Genomic DNA, 26,478 nt, shown 5'->3' on the forward strand with positions numbered 1-26,478 from the left:
GACCGAACGAGGAGGAGCCGTGTGCCGGAGCATCAAGACCCTGCGTGAGCCGTACGTCCCGGTGGTGACCGAGGAGGACGTCCGGGCAGCCGCGCTCCAGTACGTCCGGAAGATCTCCGGGTTCCGCGCCCCCGCGCCGCACAACGCCGCCGCGTTCGACTCGGCGGTCGACGCCGTGGCGGCGGCCACCGCCACGCTCCTGGACCAGCTCGTGGTCCGGGGCCAGCAGCCGGCGGCCCGAGGCTGAACCTGCCGGGGCGGCCCCTCGCCGCCGGTCACGCGGCTGGGTGCTCGGCCCGCTGTGCCGGGGCCGGCCCCTCGCCGCCGGTCACGCGGCTGGGTGCTCGGCCCGCTGTGCCGGGGCCGGCCCCTCGCCGCCGGTCAGGCGGCGGCGAGGGCCGGGGCGACTGAGTCGGGGGCCCACCGGGAGCGGTGGCACTGCGACCAGCCCCGGCAGCGGGGATCCGCCACGGTGCAGAGCCGCTGGTCGCTGAGGACCTCGCCGTCGTCGGTCTCGACCACGTCGAAGTGCACCGGGCGGATCGTGCCGTCCGGGCTGACCAGCAGGTGCCGCCCGGCGTCGAGGGTGTCGTCGCGCATCAGGCAGTTGCGGTCCAGCAGCCGGGCCAGCGCCGCGATGCTGGGCAGCTCCGGCAGGCGCTCGGGCACGCCGTAACAGTCGACCACGGTCCCGTACACCCCGGGCGCCTCCCACACGTCGCAGACCACCGCGTACGCGGGAAGCCGGGCCGGGTCGGCCACCGCGAGGGGCATCACCACCCGACCGAGCGCCTCGGCCAGCGCCGGGTAGACCTCCACGGGCGCCGCGCCGTCGATTCTCCAGTTCCACAGCTCGGTCATGCCGCCTCCTCGCTGCGCTCGTCCCACCGGCCTCCGGATCGGGCCTTACTGACGATGGTGGGGTGCATATGACCTCAGCCGGGCGCAAGTTACCGGTCTGTGACCATTCCGGGCAAAATTTCCCCGGGCGACGTTGCCCAGAGTAGCGGGAAGATGACAGTTTATCGGGTATGGTGCCGCGTTCGCGGCAGGAATCACCGGGAGTGGCGCCGCCTTCGCGGCTTTCAGCGGACCCGGATCAGGTGCTCGCTCGCCGGCAGCAGCTCACCGATCACCGTGCCGCCCGGGACCTCGCCCGCGACCAGCAGCCCGCCCGAGGTCTGCGCGTCGGCCAGCAGCAGCCGCTCCCCCTCGTCGACCCCGCCGAAGTCGGTCCACGGGGTCACCCAGTCGAGGTTGCGCCGGGTGCCGCCGCTGACGTACCCGTCGCGCAGCGCCTGCCGGGCGCCGGGCAGGTAGGGCACCGCGGCCGCGTCGATGGCCACGGTGAGCCGGCTGGCCCGGGCCACCTTCGAGGCGTGCCCGAGCAGCCCGAAGCCGGTCACGTCGGTGCCGCAGCGGATCCCGGCCGCGACCGCCGCCCGGGCCGCGTCCCGGTTGAGCCGGGCCATCGAGGCGACCGCCTCGGGGAACCGCTCCCCGGTCCGCTTGTGCCGGGTGTTCAGCACGCCGACGCCGAGCGGCTTGGTCAGCGACAGCGGCAGGCCGGCCCGGCCGGCGTCCAGGGTGATCAGCTCCTCGGGCCGGACCACCCCGGTGACCGCCAGGCCGTACTTCGGGCCGTCGTCGTCGACGCTGTGCCCGCCGGCCAGGTGGCAGCCGGCCTCCCGGGCGACGTCCTGACCACCGCGCAGGACCTCCCGGGCCAACTCCAGGGGCAGCACCTCGCGGGGCCAGCAGAGCAGGTTGAGCGCGACGAGCGGGGTGCCGCCCATGGCGTACACGTCGGAGAGCGCGTTGGCGGCGGCGATCCGCCCCCAGTCGTACGCGTCGTCGACGACCGGGGTGAAGAAGTCCGCGGTGCTGACCAGGCCGGTGCGCTCGTCCAGCCGGACCACCGCGGCGTCGTCGCCGTGCTCCAGACCGACCAGCAGGTCGGCGGCGCCGGTGGCCGGACCGAGGCCGGCGACCATCGTCTCCAGCTCGCCCGGCGGGATCTTGCAGGCGCAGCCGCCGCCGCGGGCGTAATCGGTCAACCGCAGCGGCACTGTCATCCCCACATGATCTCCGCGAACCGTCGTGGCCGCCACTCGGAGGCCCCGTTTGGTGACGGAATTCGGACTCACGGGTACGGCCGTGACCGGTGTTACCGCTCCGTGACCATTCGAGTTGCGTTCCGCCACATCACCCCGCCTACAGTGGCCCAACCGGGGGTCTCGCGACCCCACTTTCCGTACGGACGACAGGGACGGTGGACGACGTGACGACGGGCGAACCGCTGATCGTGCTGGACGGGGTGAACAAGTGGTTCGGCCCCCTGCACGTGCTGGACGACGTGTCGCTCTCCGTCGGCAGGGGCGAGGTGGTCGTGGTCATCGGCCCGTCCGGCTCCGGCAAGTCGACGCTCTGCCGGACGATCAACCGGCTGGAGCCGATCAACTCGGGCACCATCACCTTCGACGGCACCCCGCTGCCGGCCGAGGGGAAGGCGCTGGCCAAGCTGCGCAGCGAGGTCGGCATGGTGTTCCAGTCGTTCAACCTCTTCGCGCACAAGACGATCCTGGAGAACGTCACCCTCGGCCCCGTGAAGGTGCGCGGGGAGAAGCCGGCCGCCGCCCGTGAGCGCGGCCTGGCCCTGCTGGACCGGGTCGGCATCGCCAACCAGGCGGAGAAGTACCCGGCACAGCTCTCCGGCGGCCAGCAGCAGCGGGCCGCGATCGCCCGCGCGCTGGCCATGCAGCCCAAGGCGATGCTCTTCGACGAGCCCACCAGCGCGCTCGACCCGGAGATGGTCGGCGAGGTGCTGGAGGTGATGACCTCCCTGGCCCGCGACGGCATGACCATGGTCGTGGTCACCCACGAGATGGGCTTCGCCCGGCACGCGGCCAACCGAGTGATCTTCATGGCCGACGGCAAGCTCGTCGAGGACGCGCCGCCGGCGGAGTTCTTCGCCAACCCCCGCAGCGAGCGGGCCAAGGACTTCCTCTCCAAGATCCTCACCCACTGAGCGTCCGTAGTGGAGTGCGCCGTCCCCCGGCGGCTCCGTCGAAGAAGGAGATGAGTATGCGTATGAAGCGCGTGGCGGCGGTCGCCGCGGCGGCGACCTTGGCGCTCGGCATGAGCGCCTGCGGCGGCGACGGGGACGGCGGCTCCGGCAGCAGCGGGGCCAAGGGCATCATCGGCAAGGCGCAGAGCCAGAAGAAGCTGGTCATCGGCGTGAAGGCCGACCAGCCGGGCCTCGGCCTCCAGACCGGCAGCCAGTACGAGGGCTTCGACGTCGAGATCGGCAAGATCGTGGCCAAGGGCCTCGGTGTGGACGCCGGCAACATCGAGTGGAAGACCACCGTCTCGGCCAACCGCGAGCCCTTCATCCAGCAGGGCACCGTCGACCTGGTGGTGGCCACCTACACCATCAACGACGAGCGCAAGAAGAAGGTCAACTTCGCCGGGCCGTACTTCATCGCCGGCCAGGACCTCCTGGTCAAGGCGGACTCCACGCTCGCCGGCCCGGAGGCGCTGGACGGCAAGACGGTCTGCTCGGTGACCGGCTCGACCCCGGCCAAGCGGATCCAGACCGAGCACCCGAAGGCCAAGCTCCAGCAGTTCGACTCGTACTCGAAGTGCCTGCCGCTGCTGGAGAGCGGCAAGGTCGACGCGGTGACCACCGACGACATCATCCTGGCCGGCTACGCCGCCCAGTCCCAGTACGCCGGCAAGTTCAAGGTGGTCGGCAAGCCCTTCTCCACCGAGCCCTACGGCATCGGCCTGAAGAAGGACGACAAGGACGGCTGCGAGAAGGTCAACGAGATCCTCAAGGCCGCTGCCTCGGACGGCTCCTACAAGGCCGCCTGGGACGCCACCCTGGGCAAGAGCGGCAAGGCCGCGCCCGAGCTGGACACCACCAAGCTGACCAACTGCGGCAGCGTCTGACCGGTTCCGGGGCCGGCATCCCTAGGGGTGCCGGCCCCGGCCTGTCACGACGCCGACGACGTGCCCCGGGAGTCGACGCATGCACGTATTCGCTGATCCGACCAACCTCGACGCGTACCTGTCGGGCTTTCTCTGGATCCTCAAGCTGACCGGCGCGTCGGCGGTCCTCGCGCTGGTGCTCGGCGTGCTCCTCGCCGCGTTCCGGGTCTCCCCGGTGCCGGTACTGCGGGGCTTCGGCGCGGCCTGGGTCAACATCTTCCGCAACACGCCGCTGACGCTGATCATCTTCTTCTGCTACTTCGGCCTCTACACGACGCTCGGGCTGACCCTCTCCGACGACCTGGACCTGAACAACTACTGGCTCGGCGTCGTCGGCCTGTCGGTCTACACCGCCGCGTTCGTCTGCGAGGCGGTCCGCTCCGGCGTCAACACCGTCCCGGCGGGTCAGGCGGAGGCGGCCCGCGCGATCGGGCTGACCTTCTTCCAGACCCTGCGGATCGTGATCCTGCCGCAGGCCGGGCGGGCCGTGGTGGCCCCGCTGGGCAGCGTGCTCATCGCGCTGTGCAAGAACGCCACGATCGTCGGCACCATCGGCCTGATCGAGGCGTCCAGCGTGATGAAGGACCTGATCAACAGCAACGGCGACGCGGTGATCGCGATCTTCGCCGTCTTCGCCGGCACCTTCGCCGCGCTCCTCATCCCGACCGGCTACTTCTTCGGCTGGCTGGCCAACCGACTGGCGGTGAAGCGCTGATGAGCACCAGCACCGTTCTCTACGACCACCCGGGGCCGCGGGCGCGCGTCCGCAACGCGGTGCTCAGCGTCGTCTTCGGCGTCGGCCTGGCCGCCCTGCTCTGGTGGGTCTACGCCAAGTTCGACCAGGCCGGGCAGTGGGAGGGCAGCCTCTGGCAGCCCTTCACCGAGGCGCCGACCTGGACCCAGTTCATCCTGCCCGGCCTGCGGCAGACCCTGCTCGCCGCCGCCACCGGCATGGTGCTGTCGCTGGCCTTCGGCATCCTGTTCGCGGTCGGCCGGCTCTCCGACCACTGGTGGGTCCGGGTCCCGGCCGGCGCGGTCGTGGAGTTCTTCCGCGCCGTGCCGCTGCTCCTCATGATCTTCTTCATCTTCTACGGCGTGCCGTTCCTCATCCAGGGGCCGGTCCCGGCGTTCTGGGCGGTGGTCGTCGGTCTGACCCTCTACAACGGGTCGGTGCTGGCCGAGGCGTTCCGCGCCGGCATCCGCTCGCTTCCGGGCGGGCAGTCCGAGGCCGCGTACGCCGTGGGCATGCGGAAGAGCCAGGTGATGCGGCTGATCCTCGTGCCGCAGGCCGCCCGGGCCATGCTGCCGGTGATCGTCAGCCAGCTCGTCGTGCTGCTCAAGGACACCGCGCTCGGCTACATCGTGGCCTTCCCCGAGCTGCTCCAGCGGGGCGTCAACGACCTCTCGGCCAACCGGGGCAACGTGGTCGCCGCCGCGATCGTGGTGGCCGCCATCTACATCGTGATCAACTCGCTGCTGACCACGCTGGCGAACTGGCTGGACCGGCGTACCCGGCGGCGGGGCTTCCGGATCCCGAAGCAGGCCGCGGCGCCGGACTCGACCCCGGCCGGCGGCGCCACGGTGGCCGAGCCGCAGGGCTGACACCGACCCGTCGCGAAGGGCCGGCCCGGATCACCGGGCCGGCCCTTCGTCGCTCTCGCCGTCGTGGTCAGCGGGCGATCTCGGTGACCCGGGACTCGCGCACCACGGTCACCCGGATCTGACCGGGGTAGGTCAGCTCCTCCTCGATCTGCTTGGCCACGTCCCAGGCCAGGACCGCGGCGCCGATGTCGTCCACGTCCTCCGGCTTGACCATCACCCGGATCTCCCGGCCCGCCTGCATGGCGAAGACCTTCTCCACACCGAGCTTGCCGGCCGCGATCTCCTCGATCCGCTCCAGCCGCTTGACGTACGCCTCCAGGCTCTCCCGCCGCGCCCCCGGCCGCCCGCCCGAGCAGGCGTCCGATGCCTGGGTGAGCACGGCCTCGATGGTCTGCGGCGGCACCTCGTTGTGGTGCGCCTCGATGGCGTGCACCACGTCCTCGCTCTCCCCGTACTTGCGGGCCAGGTCGGCGCCGATGATGGCGTGGCTGCCCTCCACCTCGTGGGTGAGCGCCTTGCCGATGTCGTGGAGGAAGGCGCAGCGCTTGATGGTGGGCACGTCCAGCCGCAGCTCGGCGGCCATGATCCCGGCGATGTGCGCCGTCTCCACCAGGTGCTTGAGCACGTTCTGCCCGTACGACGTCCGGTAGCGCAGCCGCCCCAGCAGGGTGACCAGCTCCGGGTGGATCTCGGTGATGCCGACCTCGACCAGGGCGTCCTCGGCGGCGCGGTGGCAGAGCTCCTCGACCTCGTGCCGGGCCAGGTCGTAGACCTCCTCGATCCGGTGCGGGTGGATCCGGCCGTCCAGCACCAGCTTCTCCAGGGTGAGCCGGCCGACCTCCCGGCGTACCGGGTCGAAGCAGGAGAGCAGGACCGCCTCGGGGGTGTCGTCGATGATCAGGTTGACCCCGGTGACCGACTCGAAGGCGCGGATGTTGCGCCCCTCCCGGCCGATGATCCGCCCCTTCATCTCGTCCCCGGGCAGGTGCAGGACGCTGACCACGCTCTCCGCGGTCTGCTCGCTGGCCACCCGCTGGATGGCGTCGACCACGATGTGCCGGGCGCGCTGCTCGGCGGTGTTCCGCGCGTCGGCCTCGATCTCCCGGACCAGCAGCGCGGCCTCCCGCTTGGCCTGCCCCTCGATCGACTCGACCAGCTCGGCCCGGGCCGTGTCGGCGGTCAGCCCGGCCACCCGCTCCAGCTCGCGGCGGCGCTGCTCCTCCGCCTCGGCGAGCGCCTGCTCCCGCTCCACCAGTGCGGCCTCCCGGGCGGCGAGCGCGGCGCTGGCGGCGGTGAGCTGCCGCTCCCGCTCGGCGAGCCGCTCCACCTCCTCGGTGTGCAACCGCTCCCGCTCGTCCATCCGGGCGGCCCGCCGCTCGACCTCGGCGGCCTGCTCCCGGGTGGTCGCGGCGAGCACCGCCACCTCCCGCTCGCCGCTGCGCCGGGCCGCGGCGCGAAGCTGCTCGGCGTCCGTCTCGGCCTGCTTGTGCGCCCGCTCCAGCACCGTGTCGGCCTCGGCCCGGGCGTCGTCGAGCACCCGGCGGGCCTCGGCCCGGGCCGCCTTCGCCTCGGCCTTGGCGGCGGCCGCCTCGGCGCGGGCCGCGGCGGCGGCCGACTTCGCCACGTCGATGGTGCTGTTCGCCTCGTCGGCGGCGGTGCGCAGGGCCGCCAGGGACTGCTCCTGGCGGTCCTTCTCGGCGATGAAGGCCGGATCCTCCGGGGCCGGCGCGAGGCTGAGCCGCCGCAGGGTACGCACGCCGAACAGGACGGCGCCGACCACCACGACGACGAGCAGCAGCACGACCGCGAGGATGACGACGTCGAAGCCGCTCATGCGGCTGCTCCGAGCCGGTGCGCGCCTTCTGCGACCCGGTCCGGGCAGCCGCCCGGCGAGGAGCGGCCGGCAGCGCCTGGAAGACCGCCGGTGAACCTGTGCCGCCCCGTCATGGCCGCCTCCCCTGAACGTCGTCGCCGCAGGCGGCGTGCGGATGGGCACGCACCTGCGACTCTGGACGCCCGACCGGAGCGGCTGGCTGTGGGTAGCTTTCCGTCGGCGGTGCCCACGCGAGGGCATCGCCGGCGGCCGGTTGCAGTTGTCGGGTCGGCTCCGGACCGGCCGTCCGGAGCTTGCCGTCAAGGGCCGGTGAAGCTGGCCAAAGTGATGCTGTTCTGTTACGCGATCTATGTTGTGCGCTTAGCCTGCGCTGGTCGGGCAATGTGAGCCTGTATGGCGAGGCTAGGTCTCCGGGGGCCGTTCGGTCAAGAACTCATGATCAAACCACCCGGACGGAGCGAAGTTGCGGCGTCACGCAGAGCTGTCCAGATGCCGGACACGGCCGGACAAATTTCCCCCGTCCCGGCCGCCTCGGTCACGTTCCCGACCTGCTCAGAGCCGCAACGCGACCGTCACCGGCCGCCGCTCGGGTTGACCTGTCGCCCCGGTCGGCGGGCCGGCAACTTTCCGCAAGGGTGACTCGCATGTCACCCCTTGCCGCCCATCCGGCGCCCGATCCGGTCCGCGGACGCTGACGCGTGAACGACCCACCGCCCCTCCGGTCGGGTGCGCGGATCCTGGCGAGTTTCCGTTCCAGGCGAACGGCACCTCTCCAAGATCGCGGCGCACCAGGAGAGCGCGAGGGAGCGGGCGCGGGGACGCAATTGACGGGGGGGCAGCGGGCGCGACGTTGGCGCTCAGCGGGCGCCGAGGGCGTGGGCCGTCATCACCAGCGCCGGGTTGTCCGGGGCGACGGTGCCGTCCGGCAGGACCAGGGTGTCCTCCAGGCCGATCCGGGTGTCCAGGCCACGGCGGACCGCCTCGGCGAGCACCGGCCAGGTCGCCGGGCCCTCGCCGTGCAGCAGCACCGGCGGGCGGTCGCCGGGCAGGGCGGCGAGGATGGCGGCGGCGTCGGCAAGGGCCACGTCGACCGGTTCGGCCAGGCACTCGACGAGAACCCGCCCGGTCGGCACCGGCCAGCGGCGCCAGGCGTCGACCGCGGCCACCGTCCAGAGGCCGGCCTCGACCATGACGCCCCGCTCGTGCAGGGCGGCCGCGACGGCCGCCGCACCGGGCTCGTGGGCGTTGACCGAGGCGAAGTCGGGCAGCACCGTCCAGGCGCGTACGGCGGCGACCCGGTCGGCGGGCTCGGCGGCGATCCAGGCGCCGGTGCTCACCCCGACCGGCAGGCCGGGCCGGGCGGACCGGATCGCGGTGACCGCCGCGGCGATCACGGCCGGGTCAAGGGACTCGGCACCACCGGCGTCACGCGGGTGCACGTGCACCGCCGCCACCCCGGCCGCCGCGCACCGGACCGCCTCGGCCGCCAACTCGTCCGGCGTCACCGGCACGGCGGGATGCTCCTCCCGCCGCCGTCCCCCGTTCAGACACGCCTTCAACACGGCCGCCCACCTCCCCAGGAGTCGATCATGATGTTGTCGGCCCCGACCCGGCCCGCGCGCCGGCCCGCGCCAGGCCGCGGAAGGCCGCACCAGGCCGCGGAAGGCCGAGCCAGGCCGTGGCAGGCCGAGCCAGGCCGGGGCCGGGTCAGTCGAGGGGGCGGGAGGTGGGGTCGAGGTCGTTCTCGGCGTCGGCGAGGGCGTCGGCGTCGATGTGTTCGGCGAACTCGGCCGCCTCGGCGCTCTGCGCGGCCAGCGCGTCCTTCACGGCCCGGATGGCCACGCCGGCCGGGTAGCCCTTGCGGGCCAGCATGCCGACCAGGCGACGGAACACGGCGTCGGGCTCGCCCCGGGCCGAGCGCAGCTTCCGCTCCACCAGCACCCGGGCGGTCTCCGCCTCGGTCTCCTCGTCGATTTCGTCGAGCGCCTCGCCGGCCACCTCGCCGTCGACGCCGCGCTGGCGCAGCTCGTTGGCGAGCGCCCGGCGGGCCAGCCCGCGGCCGGTGTGCCGGCTGCTCACCCAGGCACGGGCGAAGGCGGCGTCGTCCACGATGCCGACCTCGTCGTAGCGGTCGAGGACCTGGTCGGCGACCTCCTCGGAGATGCCCCGCTTCGCCAGGGCGCCGGCCAGCTCGGCGCGGGTACGCGGCCGGACCGCGAGCTGCCGGAGGCAGATCTCCCGGGCCAGCTCGGCCTCGTCGCGCGGCGGCGCGGGCGTCGCCTCGGCGTCGGGCTCCTCGGCCCGGCCCCGGCGGCCGCGGCGCGGCCGGGGTGGGGTGGTGGCGTCACCCGTGCGGGGCGGGCTGGCGTCCCAGCCCCGCCCCGTACGGGCGCGTCGTCCTGCCACGGGTCAGCCGGGGATCAGAAGTCGACCGGCGGCAGCTCCGGGCCGCCGGCGGCGTCGCCCGCGCCGGTGCCGACGCCGAGCTTCTCCAGGATCTTCTTCTCGATCTCGGCCGCCACGTCCGGGTTCTCCCGGAGGAACTCGCGGGCCTTCTCCTTGCCCTGGCCGAGCTGGTCGCCGTCGTAGGTGTACCAGGCGCCGGACTTGCGGATGATCGCCTGCTCCACGCCGACGTCGATCAGCGAGCCCTCGCGGGAGATGCCCTTGCCGTACATGATGTCGAACTCGGCCTGCTTGAACGGCGCGGCCACCTTGTTCTTCACGACCTTGACCCGGGTGCGGTTACCGACCACGTCGGTGCCGTCCTTGAGGCTCTCGATGCGGCGCACGTCGAGCCGGACCGAGGCGTAGAACTTCAGCGCCCGACCACCGGTGGTGGTCTCCGGGCTGCCGAACATCACGCCGATCTTCTCGCGGAGCTGGTTGATGAAGATCGCCGTGGTGCCCGTGTTGTTGAGCACGCCGGTGATCTTCCGGAGCGCCTGGCTCATCAGCCGGGCCTGGAGACCCACGTGGCTGTCGCCCATCTCGCCCTCGATCTCGGCGCGCGGCACCAGGGCCGCCACCGAGTCGATCACGATGATGTCGATCGCGCCGGAGCGGACCAGCATGTCGGCGATCTCCAGCGCCTGCTCACCGGTGTCCGGCTGGGAGACCAGCAGGGCGTCGGTGTCGACACCGAGGGCCTTCGCGTACTCCGGGTCGAGCGCGTGCTCGGCGTCGATGAAGGCGGCGATGCCGCCGGCCCGCTGGGCGTTGGCCACCGCGTGCAGGGCGACCGTGGTCTTACCGCTGGACTCCGGACCGTAGATCTCGACGACCCGGCCGCGCGGCAGGCCGCCCACGCCGAGCGCCACGTCGAGCGCGATGGAGCTGGTGGGGATGACCGCCGTCTGCACGACGGGCCGCTCCCCCAGCCGCATCACCGAACCCTTGCCGAACTGCTTGTCGATCTGAGCGAGAGCAAGGTCGAGTGCCTTCTCCCGGTCCGGCCCTGCCGCCATCGTTGCCACCCCTGCCTTCGCCGGCGTCTTTCCTGAGCTTCGCGTCACGCGGACACGCTAGGCGCTGGGTCCGACAGAAAACCAGCCGACGGGCCGCGAGCTGTGGACGAGCACCCCGCTGTGGACAATAGCCGAACAGGTGTACGACTCGACAAGCGACACGCGGAACCGGCGAAAAGGCTGCTCAGCGTAGTCGCGCGGGCACCCGGTCGGGATACGCGGCGACCACCGCGCGCCACACCACGTGCGTCTCCTCACCCCCCGCGAGGGCCTGTTCGATGGTCCGCCCGCCGAGCTGGGACAGCACCTGGTCGCTGGCGATGCTGGCCGCGTAGCCCGGCCCGAACGCCTCCTCCAGCCGTGCCCAGAAGTCGGTCAGCCGCACGTGTCACTCCTCCTTGTCGGGCACCTCGTCCGCGGGACGCCGGAGTTCCTCCGGCGCCCCGACCGGCGCCGGACGCAACGCTAGCGCCACCAGCGGCACCACCGCGATCGCCGCCAGCAGGGTCAGGGTCGGATAACCCACGGCCCGCATGACAAACCCGCTCGCCGCCGCCGCGCCCGCCCCGGCCAGTCCCATGACCAGGTCGGACAGGCCCTGCACGCCGGGCCGGTCGGCGGTGGGCACCGACTCGGACAGCAGCGTCGAGCCGGCCACCATGGTGCCCGACCAGCCCAGCCCGAGCAGGGCCAGACCCACCGAGAGCAGCGGCGTGTGGTGCCCGGCGGTGCCGGCGACCGCGCAGGCGGCCAGCAGCAGGGCCACCCCGCCGAGGATCACCGGACGCCGGCCCAGCCGGTCGGTGAGCCAGCCGACCAGCGGGGAGAGCGCGTACATGCCGGCGATGTGCAGGCTGAGCACGATGCCGACCACCCGCAGCACGTCCGCGTCGGAGTGCGACTCGCCGAGGCGTACCGGGGTCATCGACATCACGGCGACCATCACCAGGTGGCCCATGGCCACCGCGGCGATGCCGAGGCGGGCGGCGGGCCGGTCGCGTACCGTGCGCCAGGCCGCGACCATGCCCGCGCGGCGCCGGGCCGACGATCCCGGTGCGGCGCCCGGGTCGGCCGGGATCTCGGCCGCCGCCAGCCGGCGGGCGGTGAGCAGCGGGTCCGGCCGGAGCAGCACCGCCAGTACGGCGGCGGCCAGCACGAACGCGGCGGCGCTGAAGGCGAACGGGCCGGCCAGCGCCGGCAGGCCCCAGCCGCGGGTGGTGGCGTCGGCGAGCGCGGCGAAGTTCGGCGCGGCCACCGCGCCGATGGTGGTGGCCCAGACCACGAGCGAGAGCTGGCGTCCCCGGCGGGCCGGCTCGGCCAGGTCCACGGCCGTGTAGCGGGCCTGGAGGTTGGCCGCGGTCCCGCCGCCGAAGAGCAGCATGCCGAGGAAGAGCAGCGGCACCAGGTGCACCACGGTGGAGACCACCACGAGCACGCCCCCGACCGCCCCGACCAGGTACGCGGTGACCAGCCCCGGCCGCCGCCCCCGGGCCGCCATGATCCGGGTGACCGGCACGGCGAGCAGCGCGGCGCCGACCACCCCGGCGCTCTGCGCCACCCCGGCCAGCGCGGTGCCGGCGACCCGGGCGGCGAGCAGCGCGCCGACCGAGATGCCGATGGTGACGCCGATGCCGCCGATGATCTGGGTGAGGAAGAGCAGCCGGACGGTGCGCCGCTGGATCGGGGCGACGTCGAGCCGGCTCGTCGCCGGCGTGGTCAGGTCGGTGGCCATGACGGATGCTCCTCGGGTAAGGGGTGACCCATCCTCCCGCACCCGACCGGGTCACCGGCACCCGGTTTAGCTAGAGGCCGAGCCCCCGGCCGATGATCTCCTTCATGATCTCGGTGGTGCCGCCGTAGATGGTCTGCACCCGGCTGTCCAGCCAGGCCTTCGCCACCGGGTACTCCAGCATGAAGCCGTAGCCGCCGTGCAGCTGCACGCAGCGGTCGGCGACCTTGTTCTGCAGCTCGGTGGTCCACCACTTGGCCTTCGCGGCGTCGGTCACCGAGAGCCGGCCGGCGTCGTACTCGGCCACGCAGTGGTTCACGAAGGTCCGCGCGATGGTGACCTCGGTGTCCAGCTCGGCCAGGAGGAACCGGTTGTGCTGGAACCGCCCGATCGGCCGGCCGAACGCCTCCCGGGAGCGGGCGTAGTCGAGGGTGAGCGCGAGCAGCTTCTCCGCCGCCGCCACCGCGGCCACCGCGATGCTCAGCCGCTCGCGGGGCAGGTTGGCCATCAGGTGGTAGAAGCCGTGGTTCTCGGTGCCGATCAGGTTGTCCGCCGGCACCCGGCAGTCGTCGAAGAACAGCTCGGCGGTGTCGTTGGCCTTCAGGCCGACCTTGGCCAGCCGCCGGCCCCGGCCGAAGCCGGGCGTGCCGGTCTCCACCACGATCAGGCTCACCCCGTGCGCGCCCTGGTCGGGGGCGGTCTTGGCGACCACCACCACGAGGTCGGCCAGCTCGCCGTTGGTGATGAACGTCTTCTGCCCGTTGAGCACCCAGCTGTCGCCGTCGCGGACCGCGCTCGTGCGGATGCCGGCCAGGTCGCTGCCCGCGCCGGGCTCGCTCATCGCGATGGCGGTGACCAGGTCGCCGGAGCAGAAGCGCGGCAGCCAGCGCTTGCGCTGGTCGTCGGTGGTCAGCTCGGTCAGGTACGGGGCCACCACGTCGTTGTGCAGCCCGAAGCCCAGCCCGGTGCAGCCGGCCGCGATGATCTCCTCGTCGAGCACCGCGTTGAACCGGAAGTCCCGCTGGCCGCCGCCGCCGTACTCGGGGTCCACGTCCATGCCGAGCAGCCCGGCCGCGCCCGCCTTGCGCCACACCTCCCGGTCGACGATCCCGTCGGCCTCCCAGCGGTCGTGGTGCGGCACGGCCTCCCGGGCGAGGAACTGGCGGCACAGGTCCCGGAACTCCTGGTGGACGGGCTCGTAGAGATGCTGCTCCATGGCGGCCAGTCTGGCACCGCGCACCCGTCCTGCCCAGAGGCGAACCGTGCTCAGCTCCACCAGGTGGCGTCGGTGACCGGGACGAAGCCGAGCGAGTCGTAGAGCGGTCGGCCGGCGCGCGCCGCGGTGAGCGTCATCGGCACCTCGCCGAGCCGGCCGAGGACGCCGTGCAGCAGCGCCCGCCCCACGCCCCGGGAGCGGTGCTCGGGCAGGCTGGTCATCCAGTACAGGCCGACCGCCTCGTCCCGCACGGTCAGGCAGGCGCCGGCCGGCTCGCCGCCCGAGTGGACCAGGAAGAACCGCACCTCGGGCCGGTCCAGCAGGGCGGCCGGGAACGCCTCGCCGGGGCGGCGCGGCCGGAGCGGTTCCAGGGGGAAGCCGCGCACGATCACGTCCTCGACGGTGTCGAGCTGGTCGGGGCGCTCGACCGGGGTGACCGGCAGGGACGGTGCGGGCAGCGGAGCCGGACGGCGGACCAGCACCGGCAGGCTGCGCGGGGTGAGGCCGAGGTCGGTGAGGTCCACCGCGGCGTACTGGTCCTCGACGGTGACCGGGCCGACCCGCCGGCGGACCAGGTCGGCCAGCGCGGCCCGGTCGTCCGGGGACGGGTCCGGGGCGCGCAGCAGGATCCGCAGCCCGGTGCGGGGGCTGCCGGTCACCGCGAGGAGGCCCGGCCGGCGTACCAGCCCGTGGCCCCGGGCCTCGGCGAGGGCCGTCCAGAGGGCGGCGGCGTTGCGCACGGACAGGTCAAGATCAGCGGCGGTCATGCCGCGACGCTACGGCCCGCGCCGTCCGCCGCGCAGGTCCATTCCGCCGCCGTCGCACTGGTCCAGTGCCCCCGGGTACGCCAGCATGGCGGGATGAGCACGCTGACCGGAGCGCAGATCGCCGACGCCGACCTGGACGGCTGGGCCTATCTGCTCGGCGCCCTGCAGACCCGCATCCGTACGCCGAACTTCGCCGCCGGACTGTCGCTGGTGGACGCCATCGGCGCCGAGGCCGAGCGGCGGGACCACCATCCCGACCTGGACCTGCGCTACACCCACGTCGACGTGCGGCTCTGGTCGCACGACGCGGGCGGGGTCACCGACCGCGACATCCGGCTGGCCCGGGCCATCTCCGCGCTCGCGGCCGAGGCCGGCCTGTCGCCGGCGCACACCGGCGTGTCCCGGCTCGAACTCGCCCTGGACAGCCCCGACTTCGCCGCCGTGCTGCCGTTCTGGCGGGCGGTGCTGGGGGTGGAGCACCGGGCCGGGCCGGGGCCGGGTGACGAGGTGCGCGATCCGGCCGGCGCGCTGCCCACGGTGTGGTTCCAGGAGTCCGGGCGGGACGAGCCCCGCCAGCGCTGGCACCCCGACGTGTGGGTCGACCCGGCCGAGGTCCAGCCGCGCATCGAGGCCGCGCTCGCCGCCGGCGGGACGCTGGTCAGCGACGCGGAGGCACCGCACTTCTGGGTGCTCGCCGACTCCGACGGCAACCGGGTCTGCCTCTGCACCTGGCAGGGGCGCGACTGAGCCTCAGCGCAGCGCGCGGGCGGCCACCTTCAGGTCCTTGACGAGCCCGTCGTACGCGACGTCCTGGTTCTCGGCGCGCAGCACCGCGGACGGGTGGATGGTGGCCAGCAGCCGGGCCGCCGGGGCGTCGGCGACCGTGCCGGCGCTGTCCACCGGGACCCGGGCGAAGTCCTCCGGGTGCTGGGCGGCGGCCGGCCACGGCATCAGCTCGCCGCGCTGCTTCGTGACCCGGAAGGTCGGGCCGAGCAGGGCCTTGGCGGCGGTGGCGCCGAGCACCACCACGATCTCCGGGTGGAGCCGGGCGAACTCGGCCACCAGCCAGGGCCGGCAGGCGGTGATGTGCACCCGGTCCGGCGTCTGGTGGATCCGCCGCTTGCCGCGCAGCTCGAAGCGGAAGTGCTTGACGGCGTTGGTGAGGTAGATGTGGCCGGGGTCGATGCCGGCGTCGTCCACCGCCTTGCGCAGCAGCCGGCCGGCCGGGCCGACGAACGGCAGCCCCTTCTGGTCCTCCATGTCGCCGGGCTGTTCCCCGACGAGGACCACCCGGGCGCTCTCGTCGCCGCGGCCGAACACCGTCTGCGAGGCGTCCCGGTAGAGCTCGCAGCCCTGGCAGCCGGCCGCGGCGGCGCGCAGCTCGTCGATCGTGTCCGCCTGCGGCGGGATGAACTCCTGGGCTCCGGGGGCGCTCTCGGTCTCGGCCATCCCTGCTTTATATACCGGTTTCGGCATCGACGCCGGATGCGCCCGGGGCCGGGTCAGTATCCGGAGCCGCCGCCACCGCCGCGCGAGGCCAGCGCGATCGCGATGATCACCAGGATGATCACCACCGCCGCCACGCCGATCCAGAGACCGGTTCGGGATCCGTTCGAAGCCATGGTTCGCACCTCCGGGCCGCGGTTACCCGCCGGCGACCGGGCCATGCCACGGCTCAGGCGCTGAAGCCGGCGGGCGACGGCCGGACCGCGCGGGCCACGGCGTCGGCGAGCGGGCCGAGGTCGGCCTCGTCGAGCGTGCTGACGGTGATCCGCACGCCGGGCGCCGCGGCGATCCGGTTCAGCGCGCCGGGGGCCACCGACCAGCCGGCGTCCCGCAGGGCGGTGACCGCGACCGTCTCGTCCGGCACCGGCACCCAGACGTTGATGCCGGTCCGCCCGTGGGCGGCCAGCCCGCGCGCCGCGAGGGCGTCGACCAGCCCGTCGCGCCGCCGCTCGTAGCTCTCCGCCGCGCGGCCCACGAGGTCGGCGGTGGCGGGGTCGCGCCAGAGCGACAGGACCAGCCGTTGCAGCACGGTGGAGACCCAGCCGGCGCCGACCCGGGACCGGCCGGCCACCCGGGCCACGGTGGCCTCGTCGCCGGCCAGCACGGCGAGCCGCAGGTCCGGGCCGTAGGGCTTGCTCACCGACCGGACGAAGGCCCACGCGGGGGTCGCCCCGGCGAGCGGGTGCAGGGGTACGCGGGCCAGCTCGGCCGCGTGGTCGTCCTCGATCAGCAGCAGGTCGGCGCGGCCGGCGAGGAGCGTACGCAGCTCGGCGGCCCGGTCGGCGGAGACCGCGGCGCCGGTGGGGTTCTGGGCCCGGCTGGTGACGATCAGCGCGCGGGCCCCGGCGGCCAGCGCGGCCCGGACCCCGGGCGCGGTGGGGCCCTCGTCGTCCACCGGCACCCCGATGGCGCGCAGCCCGAGCGCGGCGAGCAGGTCGAGCAGGTTGGCCCAGCCGGGGTCCTCGACGGCCACCGCGTCGCCGGGGCGCAGGTGGGCGGCGAGCAGCCGTTCGATGCCGTCGAGCGCGCCACCGGTCACGGTGATCTCGTCGGCCGGCACCCCGTCGGCGGCGAGCCGGTCCCGGGCGGCGGCGGCCAGCTCGGGCAGGACGGCGTCGGCCGCGTATCCGCCGGGTGCGCGGAACTCGGTGGCGAGCGCGGCCAGGTGCGGGCCGAGTGGCGGCAGCAGCCGGCTGTCGGGATTGCCGGCGGAGAGGTTGCGGCCGCCGGGCAGCGGCGGGGGCATCAGCGCGGAGCGGCGGCTCGCCACGGGCGGGCGGGGGCGGACCCGGGTGCCGTGCCGGCCGGCGGTGACGACCAGGCCGCGCTGCCGCAGCTCCTGGTACGCCTTCGCGACGGTGGCCGGGCTGACGCCGAGCTCGACGGCGAGGGCGCGGACGGCGGGCAGGGCGGCGCCCGGGGCGAGGTCACCGGCGCGGATGCCGGTTTCCACGCTCGCCGAAATCGCCGCCGACGAGGAGCCGCTGATCTGATAACGTGCTGCCACAGTTCGGAGATTGTACTAGCACGAAGGTGGATGTCGCATGTACCCCCCGACCGAACGGACCACCGCCACCCGAATGCGGGCCCGGATGAGCTACGACGAGGCCGCCGCCCACGCCGTGCTGGACGAGGCGTACCACTGCACGCTCGGGTTCACCGTGGACGGCGAGCCGCGACTGCTGCCCACCCTGCACGTCCGCGTCGGCGACACCCTCTACCTGCACGGCTCCACCGGCAGCCGGCCGCTGCTCGCCGCCCGCGACGACGCCGGGCTGCCGATCTGCGTCGCGGTGACCCTGCTCGACGGCCTGGTCTTCGCCCGTTCGCAGTTCAACCACAGCGCGAACTACCGGTCCGTGGTCGCCCACGGCACCGCCCACCTGGTCACCGACGAGCGGGAGAAGCTCGCCGTGCTCACCGCGCTGGTGGAGAAGGTGGCCGCCGGGCGCAGCACGGACAGCCGCCCGCCGAGCCGGCGCGAGCTGGCCGAGACCGCCGTGCTGGCGCTGCCGCTGCGCGAGGTGTCGGTCCGCGCCCGGGCCGCCGGGGCCGACGACGATCCCGTCGACCTCGACCTGCCGCACTGGGCGGGGGTGGTGCCGCTGCGGCTCGTCCCGGGCGTGCCGGAGCCGGCAGCCGGGGTGACCGCGCCGGTGCCCGCGTACCTGCGGCCGGCCCCGTCGCCCTGGCTGGAGCCGGTGGTGCTGCGCGGCGACCACGTGGTGCTGGAGCCGCTCGACGAGTCCCACGCCGAGGAGCTGTACGCCGCCCTCGACGACGAGGAGGTCTGGCGGTACGTCGGCACTCCGCGCCCGGGCGGCGTCGAGGAGATGGCGGCCTACGTCCGGTCGGCGTTGGACGCCCACCGGCGCGGGGTGCGGATGCCCTGGGTGCAGCGCTGCGCGGTCACCGGCGCGGTGGTCGGCACCACCTCCTACTACCAGCCGGACCCGGACCTGCGGACCGTGGAGATCGGCTACACCCAGCTCGGCCGGCCGTGGTGGCGCACCGGGATCAACACCGAGGCGAAGCTGCTGCTGCTCACCCGGGCCTTCGAGGAGCTGGACGCCATCCGGGTCACCTGGCAGACCAGCTCGCTCAACGAGCGCTCGCAGCGGGCCATCGAGCGGCTCGGCGCGGTCCGGGAGGGGACCCTGCGGTCCAACCGGCGGCGCGCCGACGGCACCTGGCGGGAGTCCGCGCTCTACTCGATGCTCGCCTCGGAGTGGCCAAACGCACAGGTCACCCTGCGGGAACGGCTTCGCCCGGCGGTGCCCGCGGCGTCATGATGACCGGCGTGCTGGGGATCACCGACATCTGGACGTACGTGCTGGGCACCGTGGCGATCGTGCTGCTACCCGGGCCGAACTCGCTCTTCGTGCTCTCCACGGCGGCGCGCCGTGGCGTGGCGGCCGGCTACCGGGCCGCCGGAGGCGTGTTCGTCGGCGACTCGGTGCTGATGTTCCTCTCCGCCGCCGGGGTGGCGTCGCTGCTCAAGGCGTACCCGGCGCTCTTCCTCGTGATCAAGTACGCCGGCGCCGCGTACCTCGGGTGGTTGGGCCTGGCCATGCTGCGCGGCGCCTGGCGGCGCTGGCGCGACCGCAACGACCCGGCGACGCCGCGGCTGATCGACGCGGCGGAGCCGGCGGCGGTGCGCAGCCCGTTCCGGCGGGCGCTGGTGATCAGCCTGCTCAACCCGAAGGCGATCCTCTTCTTCATCTCCTTCTTCATCCAGTTCGTCGACCCCGGGTACGCCTGGCCGGCGCTGTCCTTCCTGCTGCTCGGCCTGATCGCCCAGGTGACCAGCGCGCTCTACCTGACCGCGCTGATCCTCACCGGCACCTTCCTGGCCGCCCAGTTCCACCGCCGGCAACGGCTCGCCGCGACGGGCACCACGGCCGTCGCGGTGCTCTTCCTCGGCTTCAGCCTGAAACTCGCCACCGCCTCGGTCTGACCCGCGACGGCCCCGCTCAGGTGCCGTCGCCGCCACCGCCGCCGCCGACGCCCGCGCCGCCGGCCGTGCCGCCGAGACCGTAGCCGGGGGCGACGGGCTCGTCGGGCGGGCGGCTGACGTGCGCGGACTCGCTGATCTTGGCGGACCAGTCGGCGTGCGCGGCGGCCGCCGCGTGCCGGTCGATGGCGTGCCGCAGCCAGCCGTCCACGGTGGCCACCCAGTCGCGCCGGTCGGCCCCCGCGTGCCAGGCCCGGAACCGGCTGATGCTCTGGTGGGTGATCCCGGCCAGGGAGAGCCGGCGGTCCATCCAGAGCAGCACCTCCAGCCCCGCCGCGTTCGTCACGAAGATCACCTCCAGTTCGGTGATCGGGCCGGCGTAGAGCGGGGCCACCCAGTAGCCCAGCCGCTGGTGGAACGGGAGCGCCTGCTCCACCCCGGGCAGCCGCCCCTGCTGGAGCCCGGCCTGCCGCATGACGAAGCCGAGGGTCTCCAGCGCGGCGAGGACGTGCTGCTGGGTGGGGATCGGGTGCACGAACACCGGCACCATGGCGCCCTGGTCCAGGTCCGGGTCGACGGACACCTCGGTACGCAGCCCGGTGCGCAGGCTCATCAGCGGAACCCCGCCGAAGATCGTCACCGGGGTCTCCCACGGCAGCGGGATCGCGAAGTCCACCGCCCGCCGCCGGTCCGCCGGCACCACGAACCGGCCGGCGATCGGCACCTGGTGGTACTGGACCAGCCGGCGGGGCGACTCCGGGTCCTCCGGCTCGACCTGGGCGACCAGGCCGAGCCGGATGTGCCGGACGGCGACGTCGTTGCCGCCGGCGGCCAGGGTGACCCGGCCGGGCAGGCGCAGGCCGGGGCGGGTGCTCGGGTTGGGCAGCGTGGTGCTCACCGACAGCCCGGTCCACACGGACTCCGACGACACCCCGGTCAGCCGCATGCCGCCGGCATTCCCGCTGCCCGCTCCCCCATTCGCCGCCCGCGGCTCACGGTGTGGGTGCGTCTGTTGTCGCTGGAGCGACAACAGACGCACCCGAAGCGGCTCCGGAGAGCGGGGCGTCAGCGCATGCGGCGGCCTCGGGGCACCGGGTCGGTCTCGTCGTCGAACTCGCCGATGACCTCCTCGAGGAGGTCCTCCAGTGCGACGAAGCCGATGGGCCGGGTGGGGCCGCCGCCGTTGCTGACCAGCGCCAGCTGGGCCTGCCGGCCCCGCATGGCGGCCACCGCCTCGGTGACCGACGCCTCGCCGGGCAGGGTGAACGCCGGGGTCATCAGCTCCTCCGCGGTGGCGGGCCGGCCGGTGGTGACCGCGCGGACCGCCTCGCGGACGTGGACGAGGCCGCAGACCTCGCCGCCCGCGTCGACCACGGCCAGCCGGGACCGGCCGCTGTCCCGGGAGACGTGCTCGATCCGCTCGGCGGTGTCGTCCCGGCGTACCGTGACGATCCGGTCGAACGGCTCCATCACCTGCGCGACGCTGGTCCCCTGCAACTCCAGCATGCTGGTCAGCATCTGGTGCTGCTCGGCGCCGAGCAGCCCGTGTTCGCGGGACTGCTCCAGCAGGATCCGCAGCTCGTCCGGGCCGTGCACCTGGGCGAGCTGGTCCTGCTGGCGGACGCCGACCAGCCGCAGCACGGCGTTCGCGAGGGCGTTGAGTGCGGACAGCACCGGGCGGGCGACCCGGGCGAAGGCCCGGAACGGCAGCGCCAGCAGCAAGGCCGAGCGCTCCGCGTCGGTGATGGCCCAGGACTTCGGGGCCATCTCGCCGACCACCAGGTGCAGGAAGGTCACCAGGGCCAGCGCGAACAGCAGCCCGACCAGGTGACTGACCGCGTCCGGCAGCCCGACCGCGTGCAGCAGCGGGCTGAGCAGGTGCTCGATGGCCGGCTCGGCCAGCGCGCCGAGGCCCAGGGTGCACAGGGTGATGCCGAGCTGGGCGCCGGCCAGCATGAGGCTCAGCTCGCGGACGCCGTCCAGCGCCGCGCGGGCCGCCCGGCCGCCCCCGGCGGCCGACTGTTCCAGGCGGTACCGCTTCGCCGCGACCAGCGCGAACTCGGCCGCCACGAAGAAGCCGTTGAGCGCCAGGAGCACCGCGGAGAAGAAGAGCGCGAACCCGGGGCTCATGCCGCCTCCTCCCCGTGCGCGCCGGCGGTCGTCCGAAGCCGGACGGAGTCGGCCACGTGCCGGTCCACGGCCAGCACCTCGACGAGGGCGCGCGGCTCGGCGTCCGGCTCCTCGCCGTCGACGGCGAGGGCGATCTCCAGCCGGTCGCCGACCTCGGGCACCCGGCCCAGCTCGCGCATGACCAGGCCGGAGAGGGTGTCGTACTCGGGCGCCTCGGGCAGCGCGATGCCGGTGCTGTCGGCGACCTCGTCGATCCGCCAGCGGGCCGGCACCACCCAGGAGCCGTCGTCCTGCCGGGCGGGCGCCCGCTCCGGCGGGTCGTCCTCGTCGCGGATCGGCCCGACCAGCTCCTCGGCGATGTCCTCCAGCGTGATCACGCCGGCGAAGCCGCCGTACTCGTCGACGACGCAGGCGAGCTGGCGGTGCCCGACCCGGAGCCGGTCCAGCACCGTCGGCAGCGGCAGCGTCTCCGGCACCAGCAACGGGGGTACGGCCACCGCGGCGACCCGGGTGGTCGCCCGCTCGGCCGGCGGCACGCCGAGCACGTCGGCGATGCCGACCACCCCGACCAGGTCGTCGACGCCCTCGGCGCCGCGCACGGGGAACCGGGAGTGGCCCGTGTCGAGCAGCTCGACGACGCGGCTGACCGGCTCGTCGGCCCGTACGGTGTGCACGTCGACCCGGGGGACCATGGCCTCCCCGGCGGTCAGCTCCCGGAAGTCGAGGCCCCGGTCGAGCAGGTCGGACATCTCGGCGTCGAGGTGCCCCTCCTCCCGGGACTCGGCGATGATCTGTTCCAGGTCCTCCGGGGTGGCGCCGCTGGGCAGCTCCTCGATCGGCTCGATGCCGAACCGGCGGAGCAGCCGCACGGCGGCCCGGTCGAAGAGGGTGATCACCGGTCCGGCGATCCGCAGGTACATGAGGGTGGACCCGGCGAGCGCCCGGGCGAGCGGCTCGGCGCGGGCGATGGCCAGGTTCTTCGGGGCCAGCTCGCCGAGGACCATCTGGACCACGGTGGCGATGAGCAGGGCGAGCACGACCGACAGCGGCAGGGCCAGCCCGCTGGAGACCCCGGCGAGGCCGAGCAGGTCGGCCAGCCCGGCGCCCAGGTACGGCTCGGCGGCGTAACCGACCAGCAGGGCGGTCACGGTGATGCCGAGCTGGGCGCCGGAGAGCATGAACGAGAGCCGGCCGGTCACCTCCAGGGCCCGGGCGGCGGCGCGGTCGCCACCGTCGGCGAGCTGCTTGAGCTTGCCCCGGTCCACGGCGACGTAACCGAACTCCTGGGCCACGAAGTAACCGGTGGCGGCGGTGAGCACGATGATGAGGACGAGTCCGACGAGGATCAACACGGGACGTTCAGGGCTCCCGGGGCCGTCGGGTCCAGAGGTTGCCGGGCACGACCCGGCTGGCTACTGCTGCCCTCCTGGGCAGAGGAGTCGATCATGTCGCCATTTTATCGGCGGCGGCTGGACGTCCGCTGAGGGTGCCGGAAGCCTCCCCGCTGTCCGGTTCACCGCCCGGCCAACTCGTCGACGTCCAGCAGGTCCCGGTCGATCCGCCCCGAGCGGTAGGCGGCCCGCCCGATCATCTGCGCGGCGACCGGCGCGGTGGCCAGCTGGAAGACCGCCACCAGCGCGATCATGCCCAGATCCGACGGCGTACGCAGGCGCAGCGCCAGGCCGACGAGGAGCAGCAGCACACCGAGCACCTGCGGCTTGGTGGCGGCGTGCATCCGGTCCAGCACGTCCGGGAAGCGCAGCACGCCGATCCCGGCGACCAGGCTGAGCAGCGCCCCGGCCAGCAGGCAGAGCCCGCCGAGCCAGTCCGCGACGGTCCCGATCATGGAGTGCGCCCCTGCATCCGGGGGCGCCGGGCGGTCACGCGTCCTCCCGGACGGCGAAGCGGACCAGGGACACCGAGCCGACGAAGCCGAGCAGGGAGAGCACCACGAGCACCGGCAGCGTGGTGGCGTGGCGGTTGACGGCCGCCTCCGCGCCCACGGCGCCCAGCATGGTGGCGAGCAGCAGGTCGGCGGCGACGACCCGGTCGAGCAGGGACGGGCCGCGGTAGATCCGGGCCAGGGCGAGCAGCGCGGTGACCGAGAGCAGCACGGTCAGCGCGACGGCGAGGAGCACGGTCACGGATGGTTCCTCCGATCGACGGGTTCGGGACTGAGCTGGCGTACCTCCGCGGGGGAGCCGACGGCGCGGACGATGCGCCGTTCGACGGCGAGGATCCGCTCCCGGCTGCCGGTCAGGTCCTCGGGCCCGCGGACGTCGAGGACGTGGACGTAGAGCACCCCGTTGTCGCGGTCCACCTCGAGGATCAGGGTCCCCGGCACCAGGGAGATCACCTCGGCGGTGAGCGCCAGGTTGAGGTCGGTGCGGATCCGCAGCGGCACCGCGATGATGGCGCCGCGCGGGCGGTAGCCGGGGCGCAGCGCGACGGCGGCGACGTGCAGGCTGGCGCTGACCAGTTCGCCGGCGAAGGTGACCGCGAGGACCAGCAGCGGGCCCGGTCGCAGCCGCCCGCCGAAGGTGACCGGCGGGAGCGGGAAGAAGAGCAGCACGGCCGCGCCGACCACCAGGCCGGCGAGCACGTTGCCCCAGGACAGGTCGCCCCAGAGCAGCAGCCAGATGGCGACCAGCCAGCCGAGCGCGATGGCCTGGTCGCGCCGCCGTCCGCCGCGGCCCACGGTGGGCGCGGGGGCGTCGGGCGCCAGGCTGGGCGGCGGCCGGCCGGCCGCCGGCTCCCCGTCGCCGGCCGCCCGGCCCGCCGGCAGGTCGTCGGTCACGGCACGTCCACCGGCAGGACCGCCCGGACGTACGGGGTGCGCTGGCGCAGGTCGGTGGCGGCGTCCACGGTGACCCGGAACAGCGGGCCGGCGGCCAGGGTGAGCGCCAGGCCGAGCACCACCAGGGCGGCGGTGGCCCCGACCATCAGCCCGGGCAGCCGGACGGCCGGGCGCGCGGTGGCCAGCCGGGGCGCCCGCCAGAACGCGATGTTCCACACCCGGGAGGCGGCGTAGAGGGTGAGCAGGCTGGTCAGGGCGCCCGCCCCGACCACCACGGCGGGCAGCGTCCCACCGGCCGCCACGCCGGCCTGGAGCAGGCCGAGCTTGCCGAGGAAGCCGGAGAACGGCGGGATGCCGGCCAGGTTCATGGCCGGCACGAAGAAGAGCACGGCGAGCAGCGGGGCGATCCGGGCCAGGCCGCCGAGCCGGCGCAGGTCGGTGCTGCCGGCGCGCTCCTCGACCAGGCCGGCGACCAGGAAGAGGGTGGTCTGGATGGTGATGTGGTGCACCACGTAGAAGATCGCCCCGGCCAGGCCGGCCACGCTGCTCAGCGCCACCCCGAAGATCATGTAGCCGATGTGGCTGACCAGGGTGAACGAGAAGAGCCGCTTCAGGTCGGACTGGGCCGCCGCGCCGAGGATGCCGACCACCATGGTCAACCCGGCCACCACCATGAGCAGGCCGGAGACCTGGCCGCCGGGGAAGAGCAGGGTCTCGGTGCGGATGATCGCGTACACGCCGACCTTGGTGAGCAGGCCGGCGAAGACCGCGGTGACCGGGGCGGGCGCCGTCGGGTAGCTGTCCGGCAGCCAGGCGGAGACCGGGAAGACCGCCGCCTTGATGGCGAAGGCGAGCAGCAGGGTGAGCTGAAGCGCCAGGCGTACGCCGGGCGACAGTGCGTCGAGCCGGCCGGCGAGCTGCGCCATGTTCAGAGTGCCGGTGGCCGCGTACACCAGCCCCACCGCGGCCAGGAAGATCATCGACGACAGGATGCTGACCACCACGTACGTCGAGCCGGTGCGGATCCGGGTCTCGGTGCCGCCGAGGGTGATCAGCACGAAGCTCGCGGCCAGCAGGATCTCGAAGCCGACGAAGAGGTTGAACAGGTCCCCGGCCAGGAAGGCGTTGGTCACGCCGGCGGTGAGCACCAGGTAGGTGGGGTGGTAGATGCTCACGGGCGCCGTCTCGCCGGTCTCCCCCCGTCCCTGGCCGATCGAGTAGAGCAGCACGCAGAGGGTGACCGCCGAGGAGACCACCAGCATCAGCGCGGCCAGTTGGTCGGCGACCAGCACGATGCCGACCGGCGCGGGCCAACCGCCCACCCGGACCACCACCGGCCCGTGCCGGTACGCCTCGACCAGCAGCGCCACCGCCACCGCCAGGGTGGTGGTCAGCCCGATCACGCTGACCAGCCGCTGCAACCGGGGCCGGTTGGTCAGGATCAGGGTGAGCGCCGCGCCGAGCAGCGGCACCACCACGGGCAGCGGCACCAGGGCGGCGCTCATGGCTCCTCACCGCGCCGGCGCAGCCGGCGCAGCGCCGGCTCCGGGTCGACCTGTTCCGGGTCGTTGTCCGGCCCCTCGCCGCCGAGGTCCGCCGTGGACACCTCGTTGCGCTCGGCGAGCCGGACGATCTGCCGGTCCTCCAGGTCGTCCTGCACCTCGTCGTCGCCGGTCAGGTACCAGCTCCGGTAGGCCACCGCGAGCAGGAACGCGGTCAGCCCGAACGTGATCACCACAGCGGTGAGCACCATGGCCTGCGGCAGCGCGTCGCTCATCGCGGCGCTCGGCGCGCTGCCGACCAGCGGCGCGGCCCCGGACCGGCCCCCGAGCAGGATCAGCAGGTTCACCCCGTTGCCGAGCAGGATGACGCCGAGCAGGATCCGGGTCAGGCTCCGCTCCAGCAGCAGGGTGACGCCGGTGGCCACGAGCACCCCGACGGCGATCACCAGCACCAGGGTCGGCCCGGCCGCGCCCCGGGTCACCG

The 26,478-nt window shown here is 73.9% G+C and carries 28 protein-coding genes; 8 read left to right on the plus strand and 20 right to left on the minus strand.

Annotation, left to right across the window (positions count from 1 at the left end; translation table 11 throughout):
- Positions 1–19 precede the first annotated feature (19 nt).
- Complete coding sequence (locus tag IEY96_RS05815; protein ID WP_189193764.1) at positions 20–247, plus strand: DUF2277 domain-containing protein; 228 nt, start codon at positions 20–22, stop codon at positions 245–247.
- Between the two features lie 134 nt (positions 248–381).
- On the opposite strand, the gene IEY96_RS05820 is transcribed toward IEY96_RS05815, so the two are convergent.
- A complete protein-coding gene (locus IEY96_RS05820) occupies positions 382–861 on the minus strand; it encodes a hypothetical protein (RefSeq protein WP_189193765.1) in 480 nt (159 codons plus the stop codon).
- Between the two features lie 224 nt (positions 862–1,085).
- A complete protein-coding gene (gene selD / locus IEY96_RS05825) occupies positions 1,086–2,075 on the minus strand; it encodes a selenide, water dikinase SelD (protein ID WP_189193766.1) in 990 nt (329 codons plus the stop codon).
- A 197-nt stretch (positions 2,076–2,272) separates the two neighbouring features.
- Here selD and IEY96_RS05830 point away from each other — a divergent pair, with 197 nt between their 5' ends.
- From IEY96_RS05830 to IEY96_RS05845, 4 genes are all read left to right on the plus strand, one after another.
- Positions 2,273–3,028: an amino acid ABC transporter ATP-binding protein gene (locus IEY96_RS05830; protein ID WP_107078201.1), complete on the plus strand. Its 756-nt coding sequence runs from the start codon at positions 2,273–2,275 to the stop codon at positions 3,026–3,028.
- Positions 3,029–3,084: 56 nt separating this feature from the next.
- Entirely contained in the window at positions 3,085–3,951 is an 867-nt protein-coding gene (locus IEY96_RS05835; protein WP_189193767.1) for a glutamate ABC transporter substrate-binding protein, read from the plus strand.
- 79 nt (positions 3,952–4,030) lie between these two features.
- Positions 4,031–4,705 carry an amino acid ABC transporter permease gene (locus tag IEY96_RS05840; protein ID WP_189193768.1) on the plus strand — a complete coding sequence of 225 codons (675 nt, stop codon included), beginning with the start codon at positions 4,031–4,033 and terminating at the stop codon, positions 4,703–4,705.
- Positions 4,705–5,592 (plus strand): amino acid ABC transporter permease, encoded by an 888-nt coding sequence (locus IEY96_RS05845; protein ID WP_189193769.1) that lies wholly within the window; start codon positions 4,705–4,707, stop codon positions 5,590–5,592. The genes IEY96_RS05840 and IEY96_RS05845 overlap by 1 nt, the downstream gene beginning before the upstream one ends.
- 67 nt (positions 5,593–5,659) lie before the next feature.
- On the opposite strand, the gene rny is transcribed toward IEY96_RS05845, so the two are convergent.
- The 8 genes from rny to IEY96_RS05885 form a co-directional block, all read right to left on the minus strand.
- Complete coding sequence (rny, locus tag IEY96_RS05850; protein WP_189193770.1) at positions 5,660–7,426, minus strand: ribonuclease Y; 1,767 nt, start codon at positions 7,424–7,426, stop codon at positions 5,660–5,662.
- 857 nt (positions 7,427–8,283) lie between these two features.
- Positions 8,284–8,988, minus strand: coding sequence for a 3-keto-5-aminohexanoate cleavage protein (locus tag IEY96_RS05855; RefSeq protein WP_189193771.1), 705 nt, complete (start codon positions 8,986–8,988; stop codon positions 8,284–8,286).
- A 145-nt stretch (positions 8,989–9,133) separates the two neighbouring features.
- Positions 9,134–9,832, minus strand: a complete 699-nt coding sequence (locus IEY96_RS05860) for a regulatory protein RecX (protein ID WP_189193772.1) — start codon at positions 9,830–9,832, stop codon at positions 9,134–9,136.
- Between the two features lie 14 nt (positions 9,833–9,846).
- Positions 9,847–10,893 carry a recombinase RecA gene (gene recA / locus IEY96_RS05865; RefSeq protein ID WP_091269420.1) on the minus strand — a complete coding sequence of 349 codons (1,047 nt, stop codon included), beginning with the start codon at positions 10,891–10,893 and terminating at the stop codon, positions 9,847–9,849.
- 184 nt (positions 10,894–11,077) lie between these two features.
- Complete coding sequence (locus IEY96_RS05870) at positions 11,078–11,278, minus strand: DUF3046 domain-containing protein (protein ID WP_091311984.1); 201 nt, start codon at positions 11,276–11,278, stop codon at positions 11,078–11,080.
- A gap of 3 nt (positions 11,279–11,281) precedes the next feature.
- Positions 11,282–12,625, minus strand: coding sequence for an MFS transporter (locus IEY96_RS05875; RefSeq protein ID WP_189193773.1), 1,344 nt, complete (start codon positions 12,623–12,625; stop codon positions 11,282–11,284).
- A gap of 70 nt (positions 12,626–12,695) precedes the next feature.
- Complete coding sequence (locus tag IEY96_RS05880; RefSeq protein ID WP_189193774.1) at positions 12,696–13,838, minus strand: acyl-CoA dehydrogenase family protein; 1,143 nt, start codon at positions 13,836–13,838, stop codon at positions 12,696–12,698.
- Positions 13,839–13,888: 50 nt separating this feature from the next.
- A complete protein-coding gene (locus tag IEY96_RS05885; protein ID WP_189193775.1) occupies positions 13,889–14,605 on the minus strand; it encodes a GNAT family N-acetyltransferase in 717 nt (238 codons plus the stop codon).
- Positions 14,606–14,698: 93 nt separating this feature from the next.
- Between IEY96_RS05885 and IEY96_RS05890 the strand changes: the two genes are divergently transcribed.
- Complete coding sequence (locus tag IEY96_RS05890) at positions 14,699–15,352, plus strand: 4a-hydroxytetrahydrobiopterin dehydratase (RefSeq protein WP_189193776.1); 654 nt, start codon at positions 14,699–14,701, stop codon at positions 15,350–15,352.
- A 3-nt stretch (positions 15,353–15,355) separates the two neighbouring features.
- Here IEY96_RS05890 and IEY96_RS05895 read toward each other — a convergent pair whose 3' ends face one another.
- Entirely contained in the window at positions 15,356–16,054 is a 699-nt protein-coding gene (locus tag IEY96_RS05895) for a UdgX family uracil-DNA binding protein (RefSeq protein WP_189193777.1), read from the minus strand.
- Between the two features lie 226 nt (positions 16,055–16,280).
- A complete protein-coding gene (locus IEY96_RS05900; protein WP_189193778.1) occupies positions 16,281–17,618 on the minus strand; it encodes an aminotransferase class I/II-fold pyridoxal phosphate-dependent enzyme in 1,338 nt (445 codons plus the stop codon).
- A 37-nt stretch (positions 17,619–17,655) separates the two neighbouring features.
- Here IEY96_RS05900 and IEY96_RS05905 point away from each other — a divergent pair, with 37 nt between their 5' ends.
- Entirely contained in the window at positions 17,656–18,903 is a 1,248-nt protein-coding gene (locus tag IEY96_RS05905) for a bifunctional pyridoxamine 5'-phosphate oxidase family protein/GNAT family N-acetyltransferase (protein WP_189193779.1), read from the plus strand.
- A complete protein-coding gene (leuE, locus tag IEY96_RS05910; protein WP_189193780.1) occupies positions 18,900–19,568 on the plus strand; it encodes a leucine efflux protein LeuE in 669 nt (222 codons plus the stop codon). Before IEY96_RS05905 ends, leuE begins: the two co-directional genes overlap by 4 nt.
- A 16-nt stretch (positions 19,569–19,584) precedes the next feature.
- Here the strand turns inward: leuE and IEY96_RS05915 are convergent, their stop codons facing one another.
- The 8 genes from IEY96_RS05915 to IEY96_RS05950 form a co-directional block, all read right to left on the minus strand.
- On the minus strand, positions 19,585–20,511 hold the full coding sequence (locus tag IEY96_RS05915; protein WP_189193781.1) for a sporulation protein: 927 nt from the start codon (positions 20,509–20,511) through the stop codon (positions 19,585–19,587).
- A gap of 119 nt (positions 20,512–20,630) precedes the next feature.
- Positions 20,631–21,695, minus strand: a complete 1,065-nt coding sequence (locus IEY96_RS05920) for a hemolysin family protein (protein ID WP_189193782.1) — start codon at positions 21,693–21,695, stop codon at positions 20,631–20,633.
- Positions 21,692–23,047, minus strand: a complete 1,356-nt coding sequence (locus IEY96_RS05925; protein ID WP_189193783.1) for a hemolysin family protein — start codon at positions 23,045–23,047, stop codon at positions 21,692–21,694. The genes IEY96_RS05920 and IEY96_RS05925 overlap by 4 nt, the downstream gene beginning before the upstream one ends.
- Positions 23,048–23,208: 161 nt before the next feature.
- Complete coding sequence (mnhG, locus tag IEY96_RS05930; protein WP_189193784.1) at positions 23,209–23,541, minus strand: monovalent cation/H(+) antiporter subunit G; 333 nt, start codon at positions 23,539–23,541, stop codon at positions 23,209–23,211.
- A 34-nt stretch (positions 23,542–23,575) separates the two neighbouring features.
- On the minus strand, positions 23,576–23,839 hold the full coding sequence (locus tag IEY96_RS05935; RefSeq protein WP_189193785.1) for an MrpF/PhaF family protein: 264 nt from the start codon (positions 23,837–23,839) through the stop codon (positions 23,576–23,578).
- Complete coding sequence (locus IEY96_RS05940) at positions 23,836–24,492, minus strand: Na+/H+ antiporter subunit E (RefSeq protein WP_189193786.1); 657 nt, start codon at positions 24,490–24,492, stop codon at positions 23,836–23,838. Before IEY96_RS05940 ends, IEY96_RS05935 begins: the two co-directional genes overlap by 4 nt.
- A complete protein-coding gene (locus IEY96_RS05945; RefSeq protein WP_189193787.1) occupies positions 24,489–25,997 on the minus strand; it encodes a Na+/H+ antiporter subunit D in 1,509 nt (502 codons plus the stop codon). The genes IEY96_RS05940 and IEY96_RS05945 overlap by 4 nt, the downstream gene beginning before the upstream one ends.
- Complete coding sequence (locus IEY96_RS05950) at positions 25,994–26,476, minus strand: Na(+)/H(+) antiporter subunit C (RefSeq protein WP_189193788.1); 483 nt, start codon at positions 26,474–26,476, stop codon at positions 25,994–25,996. Before IEY96_RS05950 ends, IEY96_RS05945 begins: the two co-directional genes overlap by 4 nt.
- Positions 26,477–26,478: the final 2 nt, after the last annotated feature.

Source organism: Micromonospora fulviviridis, assembly GCF_014648395.1.
GTDB classification, from domain to species: Bacteria; Actinomycetota; Actinomycetes; order Mycobacteriales; family Micromonosporaceae; genus Micromonospora; species Micromonospora fulviviridis.

Bases quoted from the DNA above. Each gene is read 5' to 3' on its own strand.
- IEY96_RS05820 (WP_189193765.1), bottom strand. From the start codon at position 861: ATGACCGAGCTGTGGAACTGGAGAATCGACGGCGCGGCGCCCGTGGAG.
- selD (WP_189193766.1), bottom strand. From the start codon at position 2,075: ATGACAGTGCCGCTGCGGTTGACCGATTACGCCCGCGGCGGCGGCTGC.
- IEY96_RS05835 (WP_189193767.1), top strand. From the start codon at position 3,085: ATGCGTATGAAGCGCGTGGCGGCGGTCGCCGCGGCGGCGACCTTGGCG.
- IEY96_RS05840 (WP_189193768.1), top strand. From the start codon at position 4,031: ATGCACGTATTCGCTGATCCGACCAACCTCGACGCGTACCTGTCGGGC.
- IEY96_RS05845 (WP_189193769.1), top strand. From the start codon at position 4,705: ATGAGCACCAGCACCGTTCTCTACGACCACCCGGGGCCGCGGGCGCGC.
- rny (WP_189193770.1), bottom strand. From the start codon at position 7,426: ATGAGCGGCTTCGACGTCGTCATCCTCGCGGTCGTGCTGCTGCTCGTC.
- recA (WP_091269420.1), bottom strand. From the start codon at position 10,893: ATGGCGGCAGGGCCGGACCGGGAGAAGGCACTCGACCTTGCTCTCGCT.
- IEY96_RS05875 (WP_189193773.1), bottom strand. From the start codon at position 12,625: ATGGCCACCGACCTGACCACGCCGGCGACGAGCCGGCTCGACGTCGCC.
- IEY96_RS05880 (WP_189193774.1), bottom strand. From the start codon at position 13,838: ATGGAGCAGCATCTCTACGAGCCCGTCCACCAGGAGTTCCGGGACCTG.
- IEY96_RS05885 (WP_189193775.1), bottom strand. From the start codon at position 14,605: ATGACCGCCGCTGATCTTGACCTGTCCGTGCGCAACGCCGCCGCCCTC.
- IEY96_RS05890 (WP_189193776.1), top strand. From the start codon at position 14,699: ATGAGCACGCTGACCGGAGCGCAGATCGCCGACGCCGACCTGGACGGC.
- IEY96_RS05895 (WP_189193777.1), bottom strand. From the start codon at position 16,054: ATGGCCGAGACCGAGAGCGCCCCCGGAGCCCAGGAGTTCATCCCGCCG.
- IEY96_RS05905 (WP_189193779.1), top strand. From the start codon at position 17,656: ATGTACCCCCCGACCGAACGGACCACCGCCACCCGAATGCGGGCCCGG.
- leuE (WP_189193780.1), top strand. From the start codon at position 18,900: ATGATGACCGGCGTGCTGGGGATCACCGACATCTGGACGTACGTGCTG.
- IEY96_RS05915 (WP_189193781.1), bottom strand. From the start codon at position 20,511: ATGCGGCTGACCGGGGTGTCGTCGGAGTCCGTGTGGACCGGGCTGTCG.
- IEY96_RS05920 (WP_189193782.1), bottom strand. From the start codon at position 21,695: ATGAGCCCCGGGTTCGCGCTCTTCTTCTCCGCGGTGCTCCTGGCGCTC.
- mnhG (WP_189193784.1), bottom strand. From the start codon at position 23,541: ATGATCGGGACCGTCGCGGACTGGCTCGGCGGGCTCTGCCTGCTGGCC.
- IEY96_RS05945 (WP_189193787.1), bottom strand. From the start codon at position 25,997: ATGAGCGCCGCCCTGGTGCCGCTGCCCGTGGTGGTGCCGCTGCTCGGC.